Raw genomic sequence first — 16,184 nt, 5'->3', positions numbered from 1 at the left:
GCCCCCGCCGAAGCGGGGGCCTGCTGGTCGAGCTGGTGGCTAGCGCCGGGGCTTCACCCCTTCGAAGATGACCAGGAACGGCGAGACGAAGCCGGAAGCTTCAACCGGGTTCGCCTTACCGCTGATCACCAGAAGGACACCAGCCCCGAGGGCCCCGACGTACATCACGGCACCGATGATCGGCCCCGGCAACTTCGGCTCATCATTGAGTGCGGGCATACTGAGTTCCGTCTCCTGTCTTTGCAGCACGGGCAGTGAGCGGGGCCGCCTGCCGCGCCTAGGAAACGATGCGGGCGGCCCCACTGATGTCAAGGGGCCTTAATGCACTGGCCGTTGTAGCGCCCCGTTTCGCAAGCTAGCAGTGTTTTCGGGGCGTTACTCAATCGACACCCAATCCCTGATCTTCTACGCGCTCCGCGACGGCTAGCACGTCACAAACGCCCTGGTCACTACGCCTGGCCATGCAGTCACCCCGCAGCGACACCGTTCACTCTGGGCGAACAACGTGCGCAGCAGAAAGGCCCCCGCCGAAGCGGGGGCCTGCTGGTCGAGCTGGTGGCCGCTACGCGGCGGTGGCCTTCTCGTACGCCTCACGGACGTTCGCGGGCACGCGGCCACGGTCGTTCACCTCATAGCCGTTCTCTCGGGCCCATTCACGAATCGATCCGGAGTCGACAACGGACTTGTCAGAGCCGAGACGGCGAACGGCCCGTCGGGGCCCGGCCACCTTGCGGCCGACCCCGACGAACGGGGCCAGGGCGTCACGAAGCTTCGACGCGTTCTTGTCACTCAGATCGATTTCGTAAGTCTTCCCGTCGAGGGCGAAGAGGATCGTCTGAGTAGCGGCCTTCCCGTCGATGTCATCGATCAGGGTTACTTCAACCTTCTGCGCCATGCTCGCATCCTTCTTCGGAAATTCGATGATGTTTGACTTTTTACCAGCGTGACAGCTACAGCCGCAACATAGTCCGCTTATCGTGCGGACGGGGCAACCGCCATGGTGCCCCGTCATGCACCATCCGAGACGTGTCACGGAGTGACGAGACTTCCGCCGTGCGCTTTCGCGTAGGCCTGAAGGATGTGCTCAGGAATCCTGCCCGTGTCCTTCACCTCGAATCCCTGCGTGCGGGCCCAACGGCGAATGAGCGGGCCCGAGTCCGTGACCGAGTTCGCCACAACGGCGTTCGTCGAGAACATGGCCGCCTGTACCGCCGGGGGCTCCCAGAGGGGCCACGGGGCGTCAGCCGGAAGCTCTTCGTCCTCGACCACCAGCTCGGCCTGTACGGGCCCCCTGCGCTTCACCATGTGCGTGAAGAGGTGGACGGCCAGGGGGACGGCCAGGGACGGCACGCCCCGGGTCACGTAGCCCGGAACCGTCTCGGGTCGGGAGTTCGCCCAAAGGCTGTAGGCGAAGAAGAGACCGGCGAGAATCCACGGGTAGGCCGTGGCCCGCCATCCGAAGTCTCGAAGACGGTAGGCGACCCATACGGCGACCGTCACGAACCCCTCGACGATCAGCGGGTATATGACGCTGAGATCGTCGTTCTGAGTGCTGTCGAGGTAGACGACGCGAAGAGCTTCGTAGGACAGGGTGAAAGCGCCGGCCGCGATACCGGCCACCATGGCGGCGGCGGCTCGATCGGTGTTCTGCACAGGTTTCCCTTCCGGCCCTTCGGGCCGTTTCTCGCTGACATTGGGAACCTAGCACTTGGGCCGACAGAATTTCAAGTTATAGCTTCCAGGAAACGAAGAAACCCCCCGCCGAAGCGGGGGATTTCCTGGCCACTAGGCCAGGCGGCCAAACGCCCTCTTGGCAAAGATGGTGCAGTGAGCGCGATTGCCTCCGAACTCGGAGATGCGGTTACCGTTCAGGTCGGCAAGCCAGAAGAACTCTCCGTCGGTCATTCCCACAGCGACCATGCCAGCCTCGGCGGTCGCGTAGGTGCGGATGGCGATCGGGTTGATGGCGGTGGCGTTCTGCATTGGATTCCCCTTCGCTTTGCGCTTCGGGCTTTCCCGAAGCTTCTCGCTGACAAGAGAAACGTAGCACGTTTAAACACAGGTTCCAAATGCTAGGTTCGCGGCGGTCTCCGGGAACGCGAAAGGGCCCCCCGAAGGGGGCCCCGTTGGGCTGTCAGCCGATCTGCATTTCGGTTCCCTTCGGGCAGAAGGGCATCCCGACTTCGAGCCACTTAGCGGTAGTGCGGAGGATCATTCCGCCGCACGCGCATTCCTTGCTGCACACCACCTTGACCATGCGCGTTCCCTGCTTCTTCGGGCCCGAGTGAACCGGGGTGTCCTCGGGGTCTTCCGGGGTTTCTTCGCCCGGGGTCTCGCCCTTCGGCCTGCGGATCGGCTTGCCCATGGGGTACAGGGTGGCGTGCGAGTAGGGGCCGATTTCCTTGGCCAGGTCGGCGAGAAGCTCGGCAAGCTCGGGGGTGGCAACCGTGGCCGTCATCTGGCCGGTGAGTCCGAGCTTCTTCGCGTGCTTCGCGAAGTCTCCCTTGTGGCCGCTCTTGCAGTCGTCGGCAGCGTGCACCAGTTCGTGAATCAGGACGTCGAGGACGCGGGCCGCGTCGTTCATCTCCGGGCTTATGAAGATGTGGTTGACGCCGTCTTCGCTCGCCAGGGTCGACCAGCACTGACCGAGGATCGTTGCACTCTCGCGCTTCGCGCCGTAGCCGAATCCGACGGACACGTGGAGCTTCTCGGGGAGGGGGAAGCCGATCTCTTCGAACCGCGGCCGAAGGGCCTCGATCGCCTGGTGAAGCCACTCTTCGCGGGTAATCTCGCGGGCCATGTCCGTTCCCTTCCTAATCGGATCCCCCGGTTGGGGCTCCGTCTCGCTGACAGGAAGAACGTTACTAGCATTTGGAATGACGCGCAACGTTTAAACGGGATGGATTCAATGCTAGTATCAGGGCAACGCAAAACGGCCCCCGCCGAAGCGGGGGCCGCACGTCCCGGCCTTTCGACCGTGTCAGCGAGAAGAAGGGCTTGGATGGAACGCACCTCAGAGGCTACCGGATCAGGGATGGCGGATGGAATCCGCGGGCGCCCCTTCGAGCCACCTCGCAGCCTCTTCGAGGGCGGCCCGGTCGGGCCGTAGGTGCCAGGTGCCGGTACGGACTACGCGGGCCCCTGGGCGGCCCCGCAGGGTCGTCCAGTCTCGGGCGTAGGTGATGTGCCGCGACCTGGGGTCGTGGCCGGCCTCCCGACACCAGAGGCGGAACTGGGCGAGGCTTCCGGCCAGGACGACTATCCGTTCGGGCTCACTCACCGGCGGCCCCGAGGACGTACCGGGCCGTCTGATTCTCCGTACCGCGCACGCGGGTCACGGTCGTCTTCGCGTACTTCGCTGGGCTGTACTGCCCCTTCATCCCGGACAGGCACCGGGCAATCTGCTGTTCGAGCCGCTCTTCCGTCTCGGCCTCGATCACCCTGGGAAACTTCGGGTAGCAGGCGTGCGGGTTGTCGATGATCACGCGTATCACTGCGCCACCCCCACGGGGCGGACCGAATCTCGAACCAGGGCCAGGGCCTCGGTACGGGTGAAGCCCGCAGCCTGATACGCCTCGAAGAGGGTGTGTACCGCCGTGGCGGCGGCCACCAGCTCGACGACGGTAGGCGTGTCCAGCTTGGTCATGCGAGGAACCTCCGGGTCTCGATACGCGCCTCCTCGGCGAAGTCGGCGGTCATGGAAGCTCCGCGGCTTCCGTTGCGGATGAATGCGAGGCAGATGTCAGGGATGGTCGAGACCATCTCGACGTTCCGCCGGTAGCCCGCGTAGCGGCCGTACAGCTTCCACTCGGCAGGGAAGCTGAGTATGTGCATCCCGGTTTCCCTGGCGTACGCATCGGCGAGGGCATCGGCCCCGGTGGGGCACGCGCCGTGAATCAGGGCCGCTTCGACGTGCGGCGTCTTCGTCTCGTACAAAGCCCGGAAGATCTCTTCCTGAATCTTCCGGGCGTCGGTCCAGTCTCGGGACCCGCTTACGAGGATCTTCAACAGCCGCTCTCGATGTACACCGGGACCGGGATAACCGTCGTGCTGCCACCCGTGCTCTTCGGCGTCGAGGGCTTGTAGGGCTTCGTGTGGGTGGGGACGCGCGGGGCCGGGGCGGGCCGGGGAACGCGCGCACCCGTACCGGTGGACGCACACGCGGAATCGGCGTCACACGCCACCAGGGCGACGGCGGCTAGGACGGCCAGGCCGGCCGAGACGGCCAGGGCCCGCACCGGGGCGGTTCTCTTCGTCGTGATGCTCAACTTCTGTTCCCCCTGGACTAGTTGGCGGCCGAGTAGGCCGGTCGAAGCTGCGGGCCGTCGTGCTGCTTGGCCTCGGACTGCCGCTTGACCACCTTGTTGTTCAGGAACCGGGTCACCCGGTCGATAGCGCGGGAGACCCGCATGTGTTCGGCACTCGTGAGCGCGTCGCCCCTGGCGTACCGCTTCTCGATCACCTCGGCGTCGAGGGGGGCCAGGCTCCCGTAAGCGCGGTCAAGGTCCCAGAGGGCCACTACGGTTCCCCCCGCCGTGACCGAGATTCCGTCATCCTTCGTCGGGGGCTTCTCCCACATTTCCGGCTGGAAAAAGGCCTTCTCGAACAGGGCGCGAATCTCCGGGGACGTGTAAACGTACTCGGCGGAGTGATAGATGTACGCGTACCGCTCGCGGCCCGCGTAGCTGGTGGCGATCTGCCGGTAGCGGATCCGTATCTGGGCGTCCGGGTATTCGTTGTCTTCGTAGTGCTTCTGATTCTCGACCGTGTGAAGAAGAAGCTCTTGTCGAATGTCCTCGGCCTCGATACCGGGGTATTCGAAGGAAACCTTCTTCGCGACCGCGTCAGCGACCTTCTGGAACTTCAGCCAGTCAATAGCCATTCTCGTATCCCCCTACGCGGCCTTCAGGCCGTCAGCAATGCTCAGCGAAGCGGCCTTCTGGCCGTAAGTCTTGCCCTCAACAACGAAGCTGCCGTTCGGGCGGATAATGACCGGAACAGGCGTTACTCGGTTCTTCTCGACGTACAGAATTCCGAAACCCTGTTGCCAGTTGGCGTGTCCCGCGCGGAGATATCCAGCGCGCTTCATGTCCATCAGGTTTCCGACTTCGAAGCCGTAACGCTGATGCGTGATCCGGTTGTTCACGATGGTGTGGTCATGCTGAAGTCCGAGCTTGTGGGTGTGGCCGCACACGACCGAGTAGCCCCACCTACGGGCCAGGCCCATAGCGGTACCGCCGGGAATCCGCGAGGACGCCCCTTCGTCGCCGTGGGCTATGAGCCATCCCGGGGCCACCTCGTACGGCTCTTCATGCCACTGGATTCCGTACTTCTCGAAGTTCAGGAGCGACGGCACTTCGAGGGCCTTCAGGCCCATAAGGCCGGGGGCTCGCGTGCGGACGTAGGTAAGGGGCCGGTCCATGTGGTTCGACCGCTCGAAGTGGACGGGCCCGCCGTACGCGGCCCGGATCGGCCGGCCGAAGACACGCTCGAACGCGTCGCAGTGCGCTTGAAGGTCGCCCTTGTACTCGCCCGCCATGCCGCGAGTCCATCGGCTGATCTGCGGGAAGTCGACTTCGTCGCCGACCGAATGGACTTCGTCCGGCTGATACTGCCCGATGAAGTCGAGCACGTTCTTCAGGGCCCTACGATCGTGGTAGGGAATCTGCATGTCGGACAGGATGACGATGCGCTTCAATGCGGCCTCTTACTGAATGGGGTGCGATCGAAGCAGGGCTTCGAGTCGAGAAAGTCGTATGTCGAGCATGGCCGCATAAACGGCCAGGTCTTGAGCTTCTTCTCTGGCGTACTGGACCAGCCCGAGAATGGGCATGGTTTCGAACTTCTGCGTATCGCCGTCGCTGTACTGCTCAGCCCCGACGGTGAGAATTCTGTTCGTGCACTGCCCCATGAAGTCCATGAAGCGCCCGCGCAATTCGTAAGGGCTCACGTCTTGATCTCCAGTTGCTCTAGCAGGGCTTCGGGCCCGTGGGCCAGGACGAAGCTGTTCACGTCATGTCCGGCTGGCATGGGGCTAATTCGAGCGTTTTTGATTTGCTCGGCCACCTTCTCGGCGAATTCCATTCCTTGGCCCTTATCGTCCTGATCGGCCAGGATGTACACGGCCCGATATCCCTTGAAGCATCGGGCGAAGTAGCTTTTCCATGCGCTCACACCGGCGATTCCGACCGCCGGTATTCCGGCCTCGGTCGCGGCTATGGCGTCGAATTCGCCCTCACAGATGGCGACGTGATCCGAGGGAATCAGCAGGGCGTTCGCGTTGAAGATGCGGGGCGGGTCACCGGGGACCGACCGGTATTTCGGGCCGTCGCCGTCGCCAAGTCGCCGGAAGCGAACCGTGACCACACCGGATCGGGTGAGGTACGGGACGGAGAGCATTCCTCGGGCCGTCTCATGCCCCGGCAAGGGGTTTTCTACGTACCCCAGCCTGTAGAAGGCTGCGCTGTCCTCGGACAGGCCCCGACTCTTCAAATACGCTACGGCGTTGGGGCTTCGGGCTAGCTCCCCCTCGTACCTGGCCGTAGCTTCTTCCAAGAAGCTTTTCAGCGCAGGATCGGGCACAATTGAAGTCATTGCATCCTTCCTGATCGGCGATCACATCGAACGAATCGCCCGAGATATCGCACGCGAAGCACCGGAATTTGTTTTCGTCGGTGCTTACGGAAGCCGATGCATTTCGGTCCTCGTGGAACGGGCACTTCATTTTTCGGCGCGCACCTTCGGGAACGTCAGTCGCTCCGTAGGCTTCTAGCACTTCCGCTATCGGGGGCTTCTCCATACGCCCTCCCTTACGTTCCAAATACTAGGTTCGAAGGGGTGGCGGAATCAAAGGTGAGCTTCCGTTAGGCGAATCAGGGCCCCAGGCTCTTCGCCCGCTTCGGTGAACACCTTGAAGGCGTGCAGCGTCACAACGCGCGCGTCATCCTGATAGGCCCCGCCCATGCGCAACGCGTCGAGGGTGGACCGGCACAGCTTGTCTAGGTCGGGGTACTTCCCTGGATACCGGGGAGCCGTCGGCTTCAGAATGTGGGAGTACCGGCCGGACCGGTAATGGCTCTTCGGCCTCGGCAGCAGGAACCATGCGGACACCCGCACAAAGGGCCAGTCCTCAAAGTCGATCTTTGCCGTTTCGGCGGCCACGGCTTCACGCCACGGCTTGACCTTCTTCGAGCTTTCGACCATGACCCCCCGGCCTACGTGCCGCTTGCTGCCCTGCGGGGCCGGGAGACCGTTTACACGTACTTCGTACATCAGTAGCCGTTGCCGTCCCCGGCAAGGAACCGGGCCAGGTCTACGACTTGTTCAGGCTGCGGAGAAAGCTCCCCCGCCTTGAAGAGCATGGCGCGGGCCGCGTGCCATATGTCAGCTCGGCCGGCTACGAACCTGTCTTGTTCCGCACGGTCTTCGTCAACGGGCTTCGTCGTGTCATCCCAGATACCGGGGTATTCAGCCATCGAGCCGCATCCTTTCCATATCGGCATCCAAATACAGGATCATCTGTCCGGACGGGTCAGCCTTTCCCGTACGGTTCTTGACTACGGACACACCCATCTGTCGGGAAGAGTCGTCACCTATCCGGTGAAGGGTGAGGATCATTTCCGGAACACGGCCAATCTGTCCCTTGATCTGCGACATGGGCACCGGGCTATTACCGTCGTTCGAGTCGCCCTTTACGTGGTGTAGGGCCACCACGCACGCGCCCGTCATGCGGGCAAGTTCGTGCAGGTACTCACAGACCTTTTCGAGGGCGACATAGCTGTTGCTGTCGCCGTCCGCGTCCGGGACGACGTTCGAGAGGTTGTCGACGATGATGAGTTCGGGCCACATGCCGTAGGTGACCGCGAAAGCCTTCAGTTCGGCTTCTAGGTCATCTATCGAGAGCGTGGCGGTGAAGTCCCACCGGAGGTGATCGAGGCCGTCTAGCTGTGCCTCTACGGCCGTCGTGTTGCCCTTCTCTAGGGCGTTCTCGATATCCCGCGTCGACCAGCCCGAGACGTTCGCGGCACACCGGATGAACATCGTTTGCGGGTCAGTGTCCGCCGAGAAGTAGAAGGCGGGTACGCGCGCGTGCAGGGCCAGGGCCATGGAAAGGGCCGACTTACCGACACCGGGGGCCGCCGAGATGATGGTGAGCTGTCCTCGACGGAAGTGCACCGTGTTTGCGGCGAAGGTCTTGAAGAGCGTGGGGAGGGGTTCGCCCGTTTTCCCGGAATCGCCCTTAGCTCGAACAATCGTGTACAAGGGCGTTCCTCTGTCAGGCGGTGCGAAGAGCGCGGACGCGAATGCGTCCCTCCCAGTCGGGGTTACGCGCGATGATCATTCGGGCGTAGTGGGCCCGGAAGTCGTTGTTAATTTTGAAGTCGTCGTGACTGTTCGTCTTGATTCCTCGCTGCCATCGGCAGACCTCGAAGAGAAATCCGATCCCGATGGTGGTCTTACCGGCCTCGAACCACGTCCGGGCCAGGTACTCAAGCTCGGCCAGGACGTGAGGGTTGTCGGTGTGGAAGCGGCGAAAGCGGGCTTCGATAGACAAGGGGCAGGCTCCGTTTCTGGGCATGAGAAAAGCGCGTTGGGCGGCCGTATGGCCTGGCAGTCGCGCCCCTGCCAATGGGAGTAAGGGAGTTGGCTACTTGATGAACTCCAGCGAGCACTGATCGGGCGTGCCCTGCGGGGCCGGGCAGCTCCACGCGCGCCACGTACCGGGCTTGTTGCGGTAGGGCTTCTCGATGAACCGCTTCACGCCGTGCGGGCACGTGGGCGGGTTTCCGTGGGGGGTCGAGGCCTGGCCGGCCGAAGAGGCCGCGGGGGCCTGATAGCCACTCTGGGGGGCTCCCTGCGGGGCCGCGTCGTACTGTCCGGGGTGCTCGACCGGGCGGGCCCCGAGCTGCGCGCCGAGGATCTCTTCCGCGCGGAGCATGGTGACGGCTTCGCCGACCAGAGCGGAAATGCCGCACTGGCTGTAGTTCGTCAGAAGGTCGGTCAACTCGGCCATGGTTTCCGCCTTGATGACAACCCACGTGGCGTCATGTCCGCCGTGGGCTTTGAGAGTTGCGCTGATCTCAGCCATTCGTGATCTCCTCGTAGGGGTATTGGCGTCGGTCGACGCCGTTGAAATCGCAGTAGCGTCGTACCGTGCACGTCCGGCATGCGTCGCCAGGACTGGGAAGGAAGATCCCGAGCTTCACGGCCCGGTCCATGTTGCGGAACCACCGGGTGACCTTCTCCCGGTCGTAGTCCTGCAAGTTCCAAGGCTCCGTAGGGGCGTTGTTCTTCGCCATGAAGTAATCGCCGAATCCGGCCTTCTCGCCGAACATGTCTTCAATGGCGTGGTCATAGACCGCTAGCTGAAATGCCGTGTCCGGCAGCTTCGTTCCGGTCTTCAGGTCCCGGACCCGAAGGTGTCCGTCCGGGTAGATCACAACCTGATCGATGTAGCCCTTCACGACGACTTCGCCGAAGCTGACCGTGAAGGGAAGCTCGATGGCCGGCATGCCCTCGACCGGTTCCCAGATGCGTTCGGGGGCTTCTATGGCGTATTCGAAGTACGCCTCTACCTGGTCTCGACCGCGCTCTCTACGCCTCTTGATGTCGTTGGCGGGCTTCGTCACGCCACCGGTGAGCCAACGGGCCGTGTCAGGTTCGACGGCCAGGGCCGCCGCATACTCGCGGTCCCAAGCCTCTTCGAACCATTCGGCCATCACATCGGGCCCGTAGGCCCGGTTCGACTTTTCCCACTTCTCGACCGCTTCGTGATAAGCGGTTCCTTGGACGAACCATGCGGCTTGGTTCTGCGGGGCCCTGGCTACCTTTTCGAGGCGGTAAGCCTCGCCACATCGGACAAAGGTCCCGTACTGAGAGACGGACCGGTGAGCTATCGGGCCCGCCATTCATTCACCCCGGACGGACGGGTTGCCAGAGGCCACGTTGGCCAGTTCGCCGAAAAGGGCCGCCCATAGGATCGCGTCGGTGAACTGCGGGATGATGCCGGGAGAGAGCCGGATCGTGGCCGATTCCGTCTCGCCCCACTCGCGCCCGTTGATCTGAAGCTCGACCACTACACGCTGCTCTCCCTCCTCCCACACGGGCCGGACGTTGACGTCCTGGCCGTCGAGGTCGATGAAGGTCTTCGCGTTGGTCTTCGCGGCGTCGAAGGCAGGCACCTTTTCTCCAAATGCTAGTTTCAGGGCAAAGAGAAGGGGCACCCGGCCTGGTGCCCCTTTGTCGTCTATGAAGTTGTGCGGCGACGCTTACTCGAAGATCCAATACGCCGTCGTGTATTCATCCTCATGTCCGCATCCCAGAGTCTCGCTCGGCCACCCCTGTAGGGGCATCGAGTGCATCGGGATTTGGCTTCGGACGGCTTCAATGTCGCCCGCATCGAGCGAGGAACCGCAACAGGATACTTCGATGCGGGTCCCGTTTTCGTAGCGCACTCTGGCCACGGACAGAACTTGCGGGAGATCCATCAGGATATCCACGCCCTGTAGGTTGACCCCAGCATTGTTGAGGTCCAAACCCGTCGAGCTATCTACCAGCATCGTGAATCCCCGAAAATTTCGCAGCGTGAGGGTGCCGGGCCGTCTGTGGGGTTGTGAACTTCTTGTGATAGCCCGGTAACGGAATCCTATGCGGAGTGACAGGTTCCGTATACAACTAGACGACCCCGGGGTTCCCCTCGTTACCGTCTTGTGATCGAATTGCCTACTCGTCGGTCACTTACTACGCGGCAAGCTCGGTGAGGCGACGAAGCCGGTCGGCCAGGGTTTTACGGGGAAGCCCCAGCTCGCGGGCCATGGCGGAGATCGAAGCGCCGCCCTTCTGCATGCGGCGGATTCGCGAGTTCACCAACTCTTCAAAAAGGATTTCTCGGAAGTGTCTGGCCTTAGTTCGCTCTTCGGGCGTCATGCCGCCCCATACGCCGTAGGCCTCATTCTGACCCAATTCGGCGCACTCATCCTGTACCGGGCAGTTCTGGCATTCAGCCTTAGCCGCGGTGATTACAGCGGGAGACTCGCTGAAGTACTTATCGGGGCTGGCCTCGCAATTGAGCGTCAAGGTTCCTCGCATTGCCGGGAGTATGTGAATAGCTCGGCGGCACGTCCCCGACCCTTCGCCGGTTCTTCCGTGTCTCCCTCGCTGACATGTCAATACTCACCCCGACCCCCTGGCGAAGTCAAATGCTAGGTTCACATCACAGAAAGGCCGCCCCCGCTGGATTGGGGACGGCCCGGATGCGCAACACGCGTAGATATTTGTTTAAACGGTGCGCGGCGTAGAGGGGAGCGGCACCTTCGACGTGTCGTCGGCTTCGCCGTCATCAACCCGAATCAGGTTGTCCCCGTCAGACGGGCGACGCTTCGAGTAGTAGAAGCCACCATTGGGGCTCGCGGGGTTCGGGCCCTGCTCGCGCCTGTAGCACACGACAACGTCAGCCTCTTTGACCTCGGCGAGCCACTTAGTCAGCATCCGGTCTTTGGCCTCGGGGAGAGTCTCGCCCTGCTCCCTGCGACTCAGGAAGCGAAGCATCGTGGCCGGCCGCGCATGCGTGTGCTCGGCCTTCACGCGCCACGGAAGGTAGCGCCGGTGGTCGTTGCGCTTCTTCGTGCCGCCCGCGTCCCGGAGCTGCCAGTACACGGCACCGGGCGTGACGTCGTACATCTCGGCGATTTCTTCATAAGTAGCACCCTTGGTGCGGAGGTCGAGTAGGACCGTCCGATCAGGGAGCTTCCGGGGGGCCGGCATGGGGGTTGCCCTTTCGTGTGGCGGCAAGTTTCATGCGATCTTGCCCGCGATGTTTACCGCGAGTCAAACTGAGTGTTGGCTAGCCGCGCCGTCGAAGCTAGCTTCCTATCGGAGTATACGCACAGTGACGTAAGCAAGGTTGCGCTAACAGGTTCAATTCCTAGGTTCGACTGGCTCACAATTCGTTCGAGTGTTCGAGCGGCAGTGTTCGAAGTGGGTTGCGCAGACCTCGAAGAGACGCCTAGATTACCCCGTAAGAGCCGCGTTTCCGCAGGTCAGAGCCATGGATCTGGTTGAACTCGAACATGATCTGGGTGGCGTTGGAGTAGTAGGTGAAAGCGACGACGACCTCCTCCACGCCCTGGCCCGGGCCGCCGAAGGCGATGGCGACCAACAGGCCCAGCACGTTGGTCAGCACGGACATGGGGGCGATCAGGGTGTCGACGCGCAGATTGCCGTAGTCCCACGACCTCAGCGTCAGGCGCCGGGAGTCCGCGACACGGCTGCGGTGTTCGTCGGCCTCCCGCCGCTCGGCCGCGAACGCCCGGATGGTCTCCATGTTCATGAGGCTGTCGGCGACGTGGCCGGAGACCCGGGCGATCGCCGCCTCACGGTCGTTGACGAGCCTCTGCCGACGACGGATCAGGGGTGTCGCGGCCACCACGGTCAGCGCGATCATCACCAGGAGGCCGACGACGAGCATCGGTTCGTAGGTCCACAGCACGGCGGCGCCGAACACCAGGGGGATGAGACTGCCCACGATCCGGTACGTCACCGTGTCGACGAAGTCCTCGAAGCGCTTGCCGAAGCTCAGCACCCGTTTGGTCAGGGAGCCGGCGAAGTTGTCGTGGAAGAATGCCGCGTCCTTGGCGAGGAGTTCGTCCATGCCGCTCACGTACAGGTGTTCCATGCCGAGGGCGTCCACGCGGTTCAGGCAGTGCTGCCCGACCCGCCACACGGCCTCGGCGAGCAGCAGCGTCACGCCGAAGCCCAGCACGTACGGCAGCGCCGAGGTGAGGGTGAGGCCGCCGTCGTCGGCGGCCTGTCCTGCCAGTTTGGCGATCAGCAAGGGGGCGACGTAGCGGATGCCGATGTTGCCCACGGCCGGCAGCAGCAGCGCGGGCAGGGCCAGTAGTCGTAGTCGCAGCAGTTCCCGGCAGTAGCGGCGCAGTGCCAGAACGACCGCGCTCCTGCCCGGCGTCGGCCCTCGCATGTCTGTTGTGCCCATCACACTCCCGGAGGTTCGGAAGTCGGAAGTTTCCCGTCAGGGGAGGTTCTCAGTCCAGGCATTTACCGCGGACTGGCGAGAACCGGACACCGCTGCGCTCGGCGTGCGCAGCGGGCGTATCCAGTGGCGAGCCTGCGGTGGTCGGTGCAGCCGTCGTCGTAGTTCGAGGCTCAGCGCACGGGGGGCTCGGGCGTCACGTCGGCCCCGAAGTCACCCGCGCCGCCGACCCGCTTCACGTCGGTGCGCACCAGGTTCGCCGCCGCGATCCCGACCATGGGGTCGGATGGAACCTGACACGTCAGGTGGGTTCACCGGATCGGTGCCGACGGGCGGCCTGATCGCCGTCCATGTTGCCTTGGTGGAAGTCACCGTCCTGGTGGCGTCGCGCGGGACGCGGCAGCGGATGCTCGGACTGACGTGGAGCATGGCTCGAGCCCAAGGTGGTGTCGCTGCGCCAGGCATCCTTCAGTTCTCGCGCCGCGTGCAAGGTCGGGATGCAGGCACGCAGCAGGTCGGCGAGGGCTGCGGGTACGCGGGCGGCAGCCGCGCACAGCACGACGATGCCGCCCAGTGCGCTGACAAGGACGCTGAGACTCATGGGTGCTCCGATGCGTGGGAGTGTGGTGCGCACTACCTGTGCGGAACACCAGTACGCCGAAGCGCGCCGGGATCGGACGAGGGAGCTTTCCCCGAACAGGCACATCGCCGCAGTTGGAAGAGCTAGCTTCGGATTCCGGTCCGGATCCGGAGGAGGCTCCGGGCATCGGCGAGCGGGCAGGGATGTCGGACGGTGGTGGAGGCGGAGAGGGACCAGGGCGCGAGGGAATTTCTCGGAACGCGTTTGCGAGAGCTGATCAAACTTGCGGAAGTGACACAGAAGCAGGCGGCCCAAGCGGCAAACGAGCGTCGGCGTCCGCCTGGTGTCGAAATCACCAACCGGCGGATCAGCGACCAGCGGATCAGCGACTGGGTCAACGGCAAGCACGTGCCCGCAGAACCAGAGCTGATGCATCTGGTGACCAGTCTCATCACGGCCGTTCGCCGTCGCCAGGAACGGCACCGGCTGTCCCCGCAGGAGCTCGGTCCCTTCCACAGCGGGCTGCTGCAGCCGCATCGGTGGCCGGCCTGGCGGGAGGCGGCGGGCAAGGAGGAACTACTGCGCGACACGGACACGGCTCAGGGGCCGGGGCCGGCGGGGCGAGTGGACCGGCCGCGTCGGGTGCGGGCGTGGAGCGCGCAGAGGCTGGGCGTGCACCCCGCCATCTCCGCAGCACCGGACGCCGCCCGTGATCAAGATTTTGTGCTGCCCCATTACGTGACACGGGCCCACGACGCGCTGCTCCAGGCACATCTGCGTGCCGCGGTCCTTCCGTCAGCTGCTCCCCTGCTGGTGACAGTGGTCGGTGAATCGTGCACCGGCAAGACCCGCACCGCGTTCGAGGCCATGCGCGCCGTCGTCCCCGACACCTTCGACCTGGTCTTTCCCGCCGATGCTGCCGGGCTGGCCGAACTCCTTGACGCCGACGCTCCCGCTCTCCCTGCGGGCACCGTGCTGTGGCTGAACGAGGCCCAGGTGTATCTCGCCGGCCCGCTCGGCGAGCGCTTGTCAGCCGCGCTGCTTCGCAGACTGGATGCGGGCGGTCCCCTCATCGTCATCGCCACGCTATGGCCCGTCCACCATCAGGCCCTGACCGCTGCTCCGGCGACGAGCTCGGCAGACCACCATCGCCTGGCCAGGGGACTGCTGGCGCAGGCCAGACTGATCAGCGTTCCCGACACGTTCGTTGACGACCTCCACGCCGCCCGCCGTATGGGCGAACAGGACCCCTCGCTGGCCACAGCCGTTCAGTTGGGCAGCACGGTGACGCAGAACCTGGCCGCGGGACCGGATCTGGTCCGGCACTACGAGCTCCCCTCGGGCAGGCACGGGCGGCTGGGCCGGGCCCTCATGGAGGCAGCCATGGACGCCCGTCGCCTCGGCGTCGACGGCCCGCTGCCGCTGCCTTTCCTCCGGGAGGCGGCGCCCGGCTACCTCCCGGATTCCGAACGGGCCCGCGCCGACGCCGACTGGTTCACCGAGGCACTCGCCTACGGCCGCGCGTTGATCAAGCAGATCGCCGTGCCTCTGCCGGACGTGCCCCAGCCCACGGGTATGGGGGCCCTGCCGGGCGTCGTGGATCTGGCCGACTATCTCCGGCATCACGGCCAGCTCACCCGTCGCGCGATGTGCCCGCCCGCCTCGTTCTGGCAGGCGGCTCTGACGCACTTCGACCGAGGTGACGAACTCTTCAATCTCGGCTTCGCCGCCCGCCTGCGCCACCGCCTCGAGTGGGCAAATCGTCTGTACCAGCGGGCTGCCGAAGCGGGTTCCATACCGGCCTTGGTCCATCTTGCAGACTGGGCTGCGGACCAGCACACAGCCGAACACTTGCTTCGTCAGGCCGTCGAGGCCGGTGACACCAACGGCCTGTTGAGGCTCGGTACCCTGCGTGAGAACGCCCATGACCCGGCTGGAGCCAAGGACTTCTACCGGCAGGCCATCGCCGCCGGTGACGCAGCCGGATACACGTTCCTGGCGGCCTTGCACGAGCGCGCCGACGACGTCGAGGAAGCCGAGCGTCTTTACCGGCAGGCCGTCCGCCAGGGCGCCATCGGCTGTCTGGGATCGCTCGCGCGGCTTCAGGAAAATCTCGGCCACCCTGAAGCCGCCGCCCGGCTGTACCGGAAAGCGATCGATGCCGGCGCCACCATTGATCTGATCTTCCTGGCGAGGATCCACAAGGAAGCCGGGCAGCACGAGGCTGCCGAGGCCTGCTATCAGGAAGCGATCGACGCCGGGTTCGGCAACGACCTGCTCCACCTCTCAGAGGTGTTCCACCGGCTCGGGCACCACGACCACGCCGCTGAGGTCACCGACCGTGCTGCCCAAGCCGGCGTTCTCGGCGCGCTCGTCGTGACCGCCGACCCGCACGACGAGACTCTGACGCACAGCCTGTACCGCAAGGCGCTCGCTGCCGGCGATTCGACGGCCCTCACCTTGCTCGGCAAGGTGAGGGAATACCTCGGCGACCCAGACAGTGCCGAACGCCTGTACATACGGGCAGCCGACTGCGGTTCGCAGCAACGACAGTTCCATAGACGCTGGCCTCACGGCCTCGACCCCGACGGCACCCCCACATCCGCCTGCTCCTGA

At 64.2% G+C, this 16,184-nt stretch carries 24 protein-coding genes and 2 pseudogenes; 1 reads left to right on the top strand and 25 read right to left on the bottom strand.

The window, feature by feature from the left end; genetic code table 11:
• Positions 1 to 39 precede the first annotated feature (39 nt).
• From ABZ725_RS41895 to ABZ725_RS41775, 25 genes and pseudogenes are all read right to left on the bottom strand, one after another.
• Positions 40 to 219 (bottom strand): hypothetical protein, encoded by a 180-nt coding sequence (locus tag ABZ725_RS41895; protein WP_358807607.1) that lies wholly within the window; start codon positions 217 to 219, stop codon positions 40 to 42.
• A gap of 343 nt (positions 220 to 562) precedes the next feature.
• Positions 563 to 895, bottom strand: a complete 333-nt coding sequence (locus tag ABZ725_RS41890; RefSeq protein ID WP_358807606.1) for an Lsr2 family protein — start codon at positions 893 to 895, stop codon at positions 563 to 565.
• 134 nt (positions 896 to 1,029) lie between these two features.
• Entirely contained in the window at positions 1,030 to 1,653 is a 624-nt protein-coding gene (locus ABZ725_RS41885) for a histone-like nucleoid-structuring protein Lsr2 (RefSeq protein WP_358807605.1), read from the bottom strand.
• 132 nt (positions 1,654 to 1,785) lie between these two features.
• Positions 1,786 to 1,983 (bottom strand): hypothetical protein, encoded by a 198-nt coding sequence (locus ABZ725_RS41880; RefSeq protein ID WP_358807604.1) that lies wholly within the window; start codon positions 1,981 to 1,983, stop codon positions 1,786 to 1,788.
• A 151-nt stretch (positions 1,984 to 2,134) separates the two neighbouring features.
• Positions 2,135 to 2,800, bottom strand: a complete 666-nt coding sequence (locus ABZ725_RS41875; RefSeq protein ID WP_358807603.1) for a hypothetical protein — start codon at positions 2,798 to 2,800, stop codon at positions 2,135 to 2,137.
• 472 nt (positions 2,801 to 3,272) lie between these two features.
• On the bottom strand, positions 3,273 to 3,485 hold the full coding sequence (locus ABZ725_RS41870; RefSeq protein WP_358807602.1) for a hypothetical protein: 213 nt from the start codon (positions 3,483 to 3,485) through the stop codon (positions 3,273 to 3,275).
• Between the two features lie 5 nt (positions 3,486 to 3,490).
• Positions 3,491 to 3,646 carry a hypothetical protein gene (locus ABZ725_RS41865; protein ID WP_358807601.1) on the bottom strand — a complete coding sequence of 52 codons (156 nt, stop codon included), beginning with the start codon at positions 3,644 to 3,646 and terminating at the stop codon, positions 3,491 to 3,493.
• Positions 3,643 to 4,008 (bottom strand): DUF2493 domain-containing protein, encoded by a 366-nt coding sequence (locus ABZ725_RS41860; RefSeq protein WP_358807600.1) that lies wholly within the window; start codon positions 4,006 to 4,008, stop codon positions 3,643 to 3,645. The genes ABZ725_RS41865 and ABZ725_RS41860 overlap by 4 nt, the downstream gene beginning before the upstream one ends.
• Positions 4,005 to 4,268: a hypothetical protein gene (locus ABZ725_RS41855; RefSeq protein WP_358807599.1), complete on the bottom strand. Its 264-nt coding sequence runs from the start codon at positions 4,266 to 4,268 to the stop codon at positions 4,005 to 4,007. Before ABZ725_RS41855 ends, ABZ725_RS41860 begins: the two co-directional genes overlap by 4 nt.
• 17 nt (positions 4,269 to 4,285) lie before the next feature.
• Positions 4,286 to 4,882 (bottom strand): hypothetical protein, encoded by a 597-nt coding sequence (locus ABZ725_RS41850; RefSeq protein WP_358807598.1) that lies wholly within the window; start codon positions 4,880 to 4,882, stop codon positions 4,286 to 4,288.
• Positions 4,883 to 4,894: 12 nt separating this feature from the next.
• A complete protein-coding gene (locus ABZ725_RS41845; RefSeq protein WP_358807597.1) occupies positions 4,895 to 5,698 on the bottom strand; it encodes a hypothetical protein in 804 nt (267 codons plus the stop codon).
• A gap of 9 nt (positions 5,699 to 5,707) precedes the next feature.
• Complete coding sequence (locus tag ABZ725_RS41840; protein WP_358807596.1) at positions 5,708 to 5,950, bottom strand: hypothetical protein; 243 nt, start codon at positions 5,948 to 5,950, stop codon at positions 5,708 to 5,710.
• Positions 5,947 to 6,594 carry a toprim domain-containing protein gene (locus tag ABZ725_RS41835; RefSeq protein WP_358807595.1) on the bottom strand — a complete coding sequence of 216 codons (648 nt, stop codon included), beginning with the start codon at positions 6,592 to 6,594 and terminating at the stop codon, positions 5,947 to 5,949. The genes ABZ725_RS41840 and ABZ725_RS41835 overlap by 4 nt, the downstream gene beginning before the upstream one ends.
• Positions 6,595 to 6,634: 40 nt before the next feature.
• Positions 6,635 to 6,724, bottom strand: a pseudogene (locus ABZ725_RS41830) (CHC2 zinc finger domain-containing protein); the annotation flags it as partial.
• 122 nt (positions 6,725 to 6,846) lie between these two features.
• Positions 6,847 to 7,272: a RusA family crossover junction endodeoxyribonuclease gene (locus ABZ725_RS41825; RefSeq protein ID WP_358807594.1), complete on the bottom strand. Its 426-nt coding sequence runs from the start codon at positions 7,270 to 7,272 to the stop codon at positions 6,847 to 6,849.
• Complete coding sequence (locus ABZ725_RS41820; protein WP_358807593.1) at positions 7,272 to 7,475, bottom strand: hypothetical protein; 204 nt, start codon at positions 7,473 to 7,475, stop codon at positions 7,272 to 7,274. The genes ABZ725_RS41825 and ABZ725_RS41820 overlap by 1 nt, the downstream gene beginning before the upstream one ends.
• A complete protein-coding gene (locus ABZ725_RS41815) occupies positions 7,468 to 8,262 on the bottom strand; it encodes a DnaB-like helicase C-terminal domain-containing protein (RefSeq protein WP_358807592.1) in 795 nt (264 codons plus the stop codon). The genes ABZ725_RS41820 and ABZ725_RS41815 overlap by 8 nt, the downstream gene beginning before the upstream one ends.
• Before the next feature lie 13 nt (positions 8,263 to 8,275).
• Positions 8,276 to 8,554, bottom strand: coding sequence for a hypothetical protein (locus ABZ725_RS41810; protein ID WP_358807591.1), 279 nt, complete (start codon positions 8,552 to 8,554; stop codon positions 8,276 to 8,278).
• A gap of 93 nt (positions 8,555 to 8,647) precedes the next feature.
• Complete coding sequence (locus ABZ725_RS41805) at positions 8,648 to 9,088, bottom strand: hypothetical protein (protein WP_358807590.1); 441 nt, start codon at positions 9,086 to 9,088, stop codon at positions 8,648 to 8,650.
• Complete coding sequence (locus tag ABZ725_RS41800) at positions 9,081 to 9,908, bottom strand: PD-(D/E)XK nuclease family protein (RefSeq protein WP_358807589.1); 828 nt, start codon at positions 9,906 to 9,908, stop codon at positions 9,081 to 9,083. The genes ABZ725_RS41805 and ABZ725_RS41800 overlap by 8 nt, the downstream gene beginning before the upstream one ends.
• Positions 9,909 to 10,181 carry a hypothetical protein gene (locus ABZ725_RS41795; protein WP_358807588.1) on the bottom strand — a complete coding sequence of 91 codons (273 nt, stop codon included), beginning with the start codon at positions 10,179 to 10,181 and terminating at the stop codon, positions 9,909 to 9,911.
• Positions 10,182 to 10,740: 559 nt separating this feature from the next.
• Positions 10,741 to 11,088 (bottom strand): WhiB family transcriptional regulator, encoded by a 348-nt coding sequence (locus tag ABZ725_RS41790; RefSeq protein WP_358807587.1) that lies wholly within the window; start codon positions 11,086 to 11,088, stop codon positions 10,741 to 10,743.
• 189 nt (positions 11,089 to 11,277) lie between these two features.
• Positions 11,278 to 11,679, bottom strand: coding sequence for a hypothetical protein (locus tag ABZ725_RS41785; RefSeq protein ID WP_358807586.1), 402 nt, complete (start codon positions 11,677 to 11,679; stop codon positions 11,278 to 11,280).
• Positions 11,680 to 12,046: 367 nt separating this feature from the next.
• Positions 12,047 to 12,991 (bottom strand): annotated as a pseudogene (locus ABZ725_RS41780) (ABC transporter transmembrane domain-containing protein); the annotation flags it as partial.
• Positions 12,992 to 13,289: 298 nt separating this feature from the next.
• Positions 13,290 to 13,589, bottom strand: coding sequence for a hypothetical protein (locus ABZ725_RS41775; RefSeq protein ID WP_358807585.1), 300 nt, complete (start codon positions 13,587 to 13,589; stop codon positions 13,290 to 13,292).
• A 192-nt stretch (positions 13,590 to 13,781) separates the two neighbouring features.
• Here ABZ725_RS41775 and ABZ725_RS41770 point away from each other — a divergent pair, with 192 nt between their 5' ends.
• Positions 13,782 to 16,184 carry a sel1 repeat family protein gene (locus tag ABZ725_RS41770; RefSeq protein WP_358807584.1) on the top strand — a complete coding sequence of 801 codons (2,403 nt, stop codon included), beginning with the start codon at positions 13,782 to 13,784 and terminating at the stop codon, positions 16,182 to 16,184.

It is taken from the genome of Streptomyces sp. NPDC006872, assembly GCF_040635845.1.
In the GTDB taxonomy this organism is placed as follows: domain Bacteria; phylum Actinomycetota; class Actinomycetes; order Streptomycetales; family Streptomycetaceae; genus Streptomyces.
This window is presented reverse-complemented; position numbering and strand designations above follow the sequence as displayed.

Bases quoted from the DNA above. Each gene is read 5' to 3' on its own strand.
- ABZ725_RS41790 (WP_358807587.1), bottom strand. From the start codon at position 11,088: ATGCGAGGAACCTTGACGCTCAATTGCGAGGCCAGCCCCGATAAGTAC.
- ABZ725_RS41890 (WP_358807606.1), bottom strand. From the start codon at position 895: ATGGCGCAGAAGGTTGAAGTAACCCTGATCGATGACATCGACGGGAAG.
- ABZ725_RS41875 (WP_358807603.1), bottom strand. From the start codon at position 2,800: ATGGCCCGCGAGATTACCCGCGAAGAGTGGCTTCACCAGGCGATCGAG.
- ABZ725_RS41775 (WP_358807585.1), bottom strand. From the start codon at position 13,589: ATGAGTCTCAGCGTCCTTGTCAGCGCACTGGGCGGCATCGTCGTGCTG.
- ABZ725_RS41800 (WP_358807589.1), bottom strand. From the start codon at position 9,908: ATGGCGGGCCCGATAGCTCACCGGTCCGTCTCTCAGTACGGGACCTTT.
- ABZ725_RS41865 (WP_358807601.1), bottom strand. From the start codon at position 3,646: ATGACCAAGCTGGACACGCCTACCGTCGTCGAGCTGGTGGCCGCCGCC.
- ABZ725_RS41825 (WP_358807594.1), bottom strand. From the start codon at position 7,272: ATGTACGAAGTACGTGTAAACGGTCTCCCGGCCCCGCAGGGCAGCAAG.
- ABZ725_RS41805 (WP_358807590.1), bottom strand. From the start codon at position 9,088: ATGGCTGAGATCAGCGCAACTCTCAAAGCCCACGGCGGACATGACGCC.
- ABZ725_RS41820 (WP_358807593.1), bottom strand. From the start codon at position 7,475: ATGGCTGAATACCCCGGTATCTGGGATGACACGACGAAGCCCGTTGAC.
- ABZ725_RS41880 (WP_358807604.1), bottom strand. From the start codon at position 1,983: ATGCAGAACGCCACCGCCATCAACCCGATCGCCATCCGCACCTACGCG.
- ABZ725_RS41895 (WP_358807607.1), bottom strand. From the start codon at position 219: ATGCCCGCACTCAATGATGAGCCGAAGTTGCCGGGGCCGATCATCGGT.
- ABZ725_RS41850 (WP_358807598.1), bottom strand. From the start codon at position 4,882: ATGGCTATTGACTGGCTGAAGTTCCAGAAGGTCGCTGACGCGGTCGCG.
- ABZ725_RS41785 (WP_358807586.1), bottom strand. From the start codon at position 11,679: ATGTACGACGTCACGCCCGGTGCCGTGTACTGGCAGCTCCGGGACGCG.
- ABZ725_RS41835 (WP_358807595.1), bottom strand. From the start codon at position 6,594: ATGACTTCAATTGTGCCCGATCCTGCGCTGAAAAGCTTCTTGGAAGAA.